Origin of the sequence: Pseudomonas sp. PDM05, assembly GCF_014851685.1 — a bacterium.
GTDB lineage: Bacteria > Pseudomonadota > Gammaproteobacteria > Pseudomonadales > Pseudomonadaceae > Aquipseudomonas.
This window is the reverse complement of record NZ_JACVAC010000025.1, coordinates 26,314-32,476: the sequence shown is the minus strand read 5'-3', so window position 1 is coordinate 32,476 and position 6,163 is coordinate 26,314. Positions and strand designations below refer to the sequence as shown.

6 protein-coding genes are annotated in these 6,163 nt (G+C 60.1%); 4 read left to right on the top strand and 2 right to left on the bottom strand.

The window, feature by feature from the left end:
* The first annotated feature begins 288 nt into the window (after positions 1-288).
* The 4 genes from rhtA (at position 289) to IB241_RS27025 (ending at position 3,094) form a co-directional block, all read left to right on the top strand.
* Complete coding sequence (gene rhtA, locus IB241_RS27040) at positions 289-1,176, top strand: threonine/homoserine exporter RhtA (protein WP_192301239.1); 888 nt, start codon at positions 289-291, stop codon at positions 1,174-1,176.
* Between the two features lie 164 nt (positions 1,177-1,340).
* Positions 1,341-1,622: a hypothetical protein gene (locus IB241_RS27035; RefSeq protein ID WP_192301238.1), complete on the top strand. Its 282-nt coding sequence runs from the start codon at positions 1,341-1,343 to the stop codon at positions 1,620-1,622.
* Between the two features lie 111 nt (positions 1,623-1,733).
* Positions 1,734-2,465, top strand: a complete 732-nt coding sequence (locus IB241_RS27030; RefSeq protein ID WP_192301237.1) for an SDR family oxidoreductase — start codon at positions 1,734-1,736, stop codon at positions 2,463-2,465.
* 35 nt (positions 2,466-2,500) lie between these two features.
* Positions 2,501-3,094 carry a 2-hydroxychromene-2-carboxylate isomerase gene (locus tag IB241_RS27025; RefSeq protein ID WP_192301236.1) on the top strand — a complete coding sequence of 198 codons (594 nt, stop codon included), beginning with the start codon at positions 2,501-2,503 and terminating at the stop codon, positions 3,092-3,094.
* Here the strand turns inward: IB241_RS27025 and IB241_RS27020 are convergent.
* Positions 3,087-4,895, bottom strand: coding sequence for an aminopeptidase P family protein (locus IB241_RS27020; protein WP_192301235.1), 1,809 nt, complete (start codon positions 4,893-4,895; stop codon positions 3,087-3,089). The genes IB241_RS27025 and IB241_RS27020 overlap by 8 nt on opposite strands.
* Before the next feature lie 49 nt (positions 4,896-4,944).
* On the bottom strand, positions 4,945-6,105 hold the full coding sequence (locus IB241_RS27015; protein ID WP_192301234.1) for a cysteine desulfurase family protein: 1,161 nt from the start codon (positions 6,103-6,105) through the stop codon (positions 4,945-4,947).
* Positions 6,106-6,163 lie beyond the last annotated feature (58 nt).

The following is a 6,163-nucleotide window of genomic DNA, read 5'->3' as shown; positions in this document are numbered from 1 at the left end:
CAGCGCTTCGATGAACTGAAGCAACCTGCTGCCGAAAACTGCGTAACTCATTGTTTAACAAGGAGTTTTCCGTTTCGACTGCGCCGGAAGTGGGGCGAATTATAGACATCCAGAATCTGCCGTCAACTGTTAATTTGTTTTTACTATCAATTAGCCTGAAAACCGCCAAAACCACTCTATATAGAAAGGACAACGCCAATGACTGAGCAATATATTGCTCAACGCTAAACAGTTGAGCATCATAGCGCCCTACGCCACTCTTAAAATGATCTCGGACACCCCCTCTCAATGACCACCTCTTCTCGCAGCCTGGCCTCGACATTATTCCCTGTCGGCCTGCTGTTGATCGCCATGGCTTCCGTGCAGACCGGCGCTTCGCTCGCCAAAAGCATGTTCCCTATCGTTGGCGCACAAGGCACCACCGCCCTGCGCCTGATTTTTGCCAGCGTGATCATGCTGCTTCTATTACGCCCCTGGCGCGCCAAGTTGACAGCCAAATCCTTGCGTACCGTCGTCGTCTACGGCCTGGCATTGGGAGGCATGAACTTCCTCTTCTATATGTCCTTGCGCAGCGTGCCCCTGGGCATTGCGGTAGCGCTCGAATTTACCGGCCCTCTCGCGGTAGCGATATATGCCTCACGGCGCGCGGTGGATTTCCTCTGGATCGGCCTTGCCATCATTGGCCTGCTGTTGTTGATCCCCACAGGAGAAACCAGCCACGGCATCGACCTGGTCGGCGCCGCCTACGCACTCGGCGCAGGCGTCTGCTGGGCACTCTATATTCTGTTCGGCCAGAAAGCAGGTAACGACAACGGCGTCCAAACAGCTGCCCTCGGCGTGATGATTGCCGCGTTGTTCATTGCGCCAATCGGAATCGTCCACGCTGGCGCCGCATTGCTGACCCCTGCACTGATCCCGATCGCTATCGGCGTCGCCATCCTGTCCACCGCCCTGCCCTACACACTGGAGATGGTCGCGCTGACACGCCTCCCCGCCCGCACCTTTGGCACGCTCATGAGTATCGAACCGGCATTCGGCGCACTCTCAGGCCTGCTCTTCCTACAAGAACACCTCTCCCTCGCGCAATGGCTGGCCATTACCTGCATCATCCTGGCGTCTGTCGGGGCGACGCTGACGATGGGCAGCGGCTCCAAACCGCTGGTTCCTGCCGATTGAGTCATATCGAAATGTAGCTCTGGTATTTGCCGCTTATTTAGGCCATGTTAAAGCCGCAAACGAATGTCATTCATGGAGACTTTCGACAAGGACAGCGCGAACGCTACACTCGAGAGCGAGTAGAGCCAGCTTCAAGTATTGCGAAGCGGCTATTAAGGATGGGAATGAAGCGAATTTTGATGCTGTTGATGATCGTGGCGATTGCCGGCTGTGCCGCGACCACCAAGACAGAAGTAAAACGGGGCAAAAAAGGGCTGCATATCAACTGTTCCGGCCTGTCGTCCTCCTGGGAGCAGTGCTACACCAGTGCAACCAACTCCTGCGGCGCCAAAGGCTACCGGGTTATCGCCAAGTCGGGTGACAACTCCGAAGAGCCAGGGGACTACCCCTTCGGCCTCAACCCCGCCGGCTACACCAGCCGCAGCATGATCGTCATCTGCAAGTAAACGACCGAGCAGTCAGCCTCCGACTGCTCATCTTAAATTCCTGATACAAACCCAGCCCCTCGCGGTGTTGCGTCTAGACTCCTGCTCGACAATCGAGCCAACGGAGTTCCCATGACACACAACAAGAAAATCGTATTGGTAGTGGGCGCCGGTGATGCCACCGGCGGCGCCATCGCCAGACGCTTCGCCCATGAAGGGTATGTGGCCTGTGTCACCCGTCGCAGCGCCGACAAATTACAACCTCTGGTCGACAGCATTCACTCGGCGGGCGGCGAAGCCCATGGCTTTGCCTGCGACGCACGTAAAGAAGAAGACGTGATCGCGCTGATCGAGAAAATCGAAACCGAGCTCGGCCCCATTGAAGCGTTCGTCTTCAATATCGGCGCCAACGTGCCCTGCAGCATCCTGGACGAAACGGCGCGCAAGTATTTCAAGATCTGGGAAATGGCCTGTTTCTCAGGCTTCTTGAATGCCCGTGAAGTCGCCAAACGCATGGTCACCCGTAACCGAGGCACTATCCTGTTCACCGGCGCTACCGCTGGTTTACGCGGCGCAGCAGGTTTCGCCGCGTTCGCCGGGGCCAAGCACGGGATCCGCGCTCTGGCACAAAGCATGGCGCGAGAACTGGGCCCGAGAAATATCCACGTCGCCCACGTGGTGGTCGATGGCGCCATCGATACCGACTTCATTCGCGACAACTTTCCGCAAAAGTATGCGCTCAAGGACCAGGACGGCATCCTCAACCCCGAACACATTGCCGAAAACTATTGGTACCTGCATAGCCAACCCAGAGACGCCTGGACCTTCGAGCTGGACCTGCGCCCCTGGAATGAACCTTGGTAAGCACGCCCCATAACCATAAGCAGCGAGCATCGACCATGAGCAAAACCCTGGAGTTCTTTTTCGACCTCGGCAGCCCGGCCACCTATCTCGCCTATACCCAACTACCGGCACTGTGCGCTGAAACCGCGGCGCAACTGGTGTACCAGCCCATGCTGTTGGGTGGCGTATTCAAGGCCACCGGCAACGCATCGCCAATTATGGTCCCCGCCAAAGGTCGCTACATGCTGGATGACCTGGCGCGATACGCCCAACGCTATGGCGTAACGCTCAAGTTCAACCCGCACTTCCCGATCAACACCCTGGTGCTGATGCGTGCCGTCACCGGCATGCAGATGCGCCAACCCGAGCGCTTCGACGATTTTGTCGATTGCCTGTTCCGTGCCCTCTGGGTCGAAGGTCTGCACCTGGGCGATCCAGCCGTCGTGGCCAGTGTCCTTGCCGGGCATGGATTTGATCCAGAGCAGGTACTGGCCCTGACCAACGATGACGACGTAAAAACCGCCCTCAAGGACAAAACCGAACAAGCCGTTCAACGCGGCGTGTTCGGTGCGCCCAGCTTCTTTGTAGGCAACCAGCTGTTCTTCGGTCAGGACCGTCTGGAGTTTGTGCGCGAAGCCCTGATCAAATAGCCGCCGTACGCACCTGCAACCACTCCAGCGCGGCGCCACTGAGCAAGGGGCTGAGGCGCCCGCGCACTTCGGCGTGGTAGGCGTTGAACCACTCACGCTCATCCGCCGTCAGCAGCGACGGCTCCAGGCAACGGGTGTCGATCGGGCACAGGGTCAGGGTTTCAAACTTGAGGAACTCGCCGAACTCGGTCTTGCCCGCTTCCCGGTTCAACACCAGGTTCTCGATACGCACGCCCCAACGTCCCGGACGGTAAGTGCCCGGCTCGATGGAGGTGATCATGCCCGCCTGCATCGCCGTTTGCGGCGCAGCGGCCGCCTGATAGGCGATCACCTGCGGGCCTTCATGCACGTTGAGGAAATAACCTACACCGTGCCCCGTACCATGGCCGTAGTCCACGCCTTCAGCCCAGATCGGCGCACGTGCGATGGCATCCAGCAGCGGCGACAGGATGCCCTTGGGGAAATGAGCGCGAGACAAGGCGATCACGCCCTTGAGCACACGAGTGCAGTCACGCTTCTGCTCCTCGCTCGGCGAACCGATCGGCACCATCCGCGTGATGTCGGTTGTACCGCCCAGGTACTGGCCGCCCGAATCGATGAGCAACAAACCGTCGCCTTCGATCAGCGCGTGCTCTTCCTCGGTTGCGTGGTAATGCGGCATCGCGCCATTGGCGTTGAATGCAGCGATGGTATTGAAGCTCAGCGACACATACCCAGGACGACGTGTACGCGCAGCGGTGAGGTGTTCGTCGATGGTCAGCTCGGTGATGCGCTCGCGCCCCAGCGCACTGTCCAACCAGGCAAAGAACTCACACAGCGCGGCCCCATCCTGCTCCATCGCCTGGCGGATATGTTGCGCATCCGCCAGGCTCTTGCGGGACTTGGCCAGTGTGGTCGGGTTAATGCCTTCCACCAGCTTGACGCCGGCATCGAGGTTCTCCAACAGCCCGGCCGTCACGCGCGCAGGATCAACCTGCAAAGTGGCACCCGATGGCACCGCACGCAGCGCATCCGCCACTTCGCTGTAGTCGCGCAGGGTTACGCCGTCCTGCTCCAACACCGCGCGCAACGCAGTGTCGACCTTACTCAGCGCCACAAACAAAGTGGCCTGTTGTTGATTGATCAACGCAAAGGACACAAACACCGGGTTAAACGAAACATCCGCGCCACGCAGGTTGAACAGCCACGCGATGTCATCCAGGGTGGCGATGAAGTGCCACTCAGCACCCTTCTCTTTCAGACTGGCACGCAGCGCCGTGAGCTTTTCGCCACGGCTGACGGTGGCTTGCGGCGGCAAGTGCTGATAGATCGGTTGGTCCGGCAGCGGCGGGCGATCTTGCCAGACGTCATTCAGCAGGTCGATGTCGGTGCGCAGGCGTGCGCCGCGTTCTGCCAGTTTTCCACCCAGGGTCCGCGCCGAAGCCACGGCCATTACCGCACCATCAACCGCCACTACCGCACCTTCCGGAGTTTGCTCGGCCAACCACTCCAGCGGCCCTGGTTGGCCCGGCTGCAGTTTCACCAACTCGATACCGCTGCCCTTGAGTTCCTTGGTTGCCTGTTCCCAGTAGCGGCTATCGGCCCACACACCGGCGAAATCCGCAGTGACAATCAAGGTCCCCACCGAACCATGGAACCCCGACAACCATTGCCGTCCCTGCCAATAACCTGGCAAGTACTCGGACAGGTGCGGGTCGGCCGACGGCACCAGCAGGGCGTGGATGCCCTCGCGGCGCATCAGTTCGCGGGTCTGCGCCAGGCGCTGGGGAACCGTTCCATGGGTCAAGGGCTGCGTACTCATTGTGTCTCCTGCTAACCACGAATAATTATTATGTGTTGCGAAAAATGGCTCAGACCGCCCAGAACGCCGGTGCACTGGTGAGTGCCGCCTTGATCAACTGCACGGCCTGATCAATATCCTGCTCGGTGGTAAACCGTCCCAGGCTCAAGCGAATGGTACGCCCGGCGCTGCGCGCATCATGCCCCAGCGCCAGAAGTACGTGGGACGGTGCATTGCTTGCCGAATTACAGGCCGAGGTCGCAGAAAACGCCATGCCCGCGCTCAAGGCCGCAGCGTTGAATTCACCTTCGCCAAATGTGAGGCTGAGGGTGTGGGGAATACGCTGGGTGGCGCTGCCATTGAGGCGCACACCGCCCACCGACTCCAACTGCTCCAGCAGACGTTGGCGCAACGCCACGATCACAGCCTTCTCTTCGACAAAAGACGCCGCTGCCAGCGCGAATGCCATGCCCATGCCAGCAATCTGATGGGTCGCCAGGGTGCCGGAGCGCAAGCCGCCTTCGTGGCCGCCGCCGTGAATCTGCGCCAACACCTTCTGCTGCGCCCGCGGCCCCACATACAACGCGCCGATGCCCTTGGGGCCATACAGTTTGTGCGCGGAAAACGACATCAAGTCCACCGGCCACTCACCCAGGTCAATCGCCACCTTGCCCGCGCCCTGCGCCGCATCCACGTGCAACAACGCACCGTGTTCACGCACCCGCGCGCCAATGCCCGGAATGTCGTTGAGCGTGCCCAGTTCGTTGTTCACCAGCATCAGCGATACCAGGAAGGTGTCTTCACGCAACGCTTCGCTGACCGCGTCGGCGCTGATCAGCCCATCGGCGTCCGGCACCAGATAGGTCACGGCCACGCCGGCTTCCTGCAGTTGCCGCGCGGTATCCAGGGTGGCCTTGTGCTCGATCTGGCTGGTGATGATATGCCCGCCCGCCACGCCCCGTGCCTGGGCCACGCCCTTGATCGCGAGGTTGTTCGATTCCGTCGCGCCGGAAGTCCAGACGATTTGCTCAGGCGCGGCACCGACCAGTTCGGCGACCTGGCGACGTGCCTGCTCGACCGTTTGCCGGGCGGCTTGACCGAACGCATGGGAACTGGACGCAGGGTTGCCGAAATTGGCGTTGAAACCCAGGCACTCAACCATGACCTGGATGACCCGCTCATCCACCGGCGTGGTGGCGGCGTAGTCGAAATACAACGGACGTTTATTCATGACGTTAAAGACTCGCAGAGCAGGTTCCCGAGAGCAGCGTCTCAGGGGCATCGACCGG

Excerpts from the sequence above, each read along its gene's own strand:
- IB241_RS27025 (WP_192301236.1), top strand. The coding sequence starts at position 2,501 with ATGAGCAAAACCCTGGAGTTCTTTTTCGACCTCGGCAGCCCGGCCACC.
- rhtA (WP_192301239.1), top strand. The coding sequence starts at position 289 with ATGACCACCTCTTCTCGCAGCCTGGCCTCGACATTATTCCCTGTCGGC.
- IB241_RS27015 (WP_192301234.1), bottom strand. The coding sequence starts at position 6,105 with ATGAATAAACGTCCGTTGTATTTCGACTACGCCGCCACCACGCCGGTG.
- IB241_RS27030 (WP_192301237.1), top strand. The coding sequence starts at position 1,734 with ATGACACACAACAAGAAAATCGTATTGGTAGTGGGCGCCGGTGATGCC.
- IB241_RS27020 (WP_192301235.1), bottom strand. The coding sequence starts at position 4,895 with ATGAGTACGCAGCCCTTGACCCATGGAACGGTTCCCCAGCGCCTGGCG.
- IB241_RS27035 (WP_192301238.1), top strand. The coding sequence starts at position 1,341 with ATGAAGCGAATTTTGATGCTGTTGATGATCGTGGCGATTGCCGGCTGT.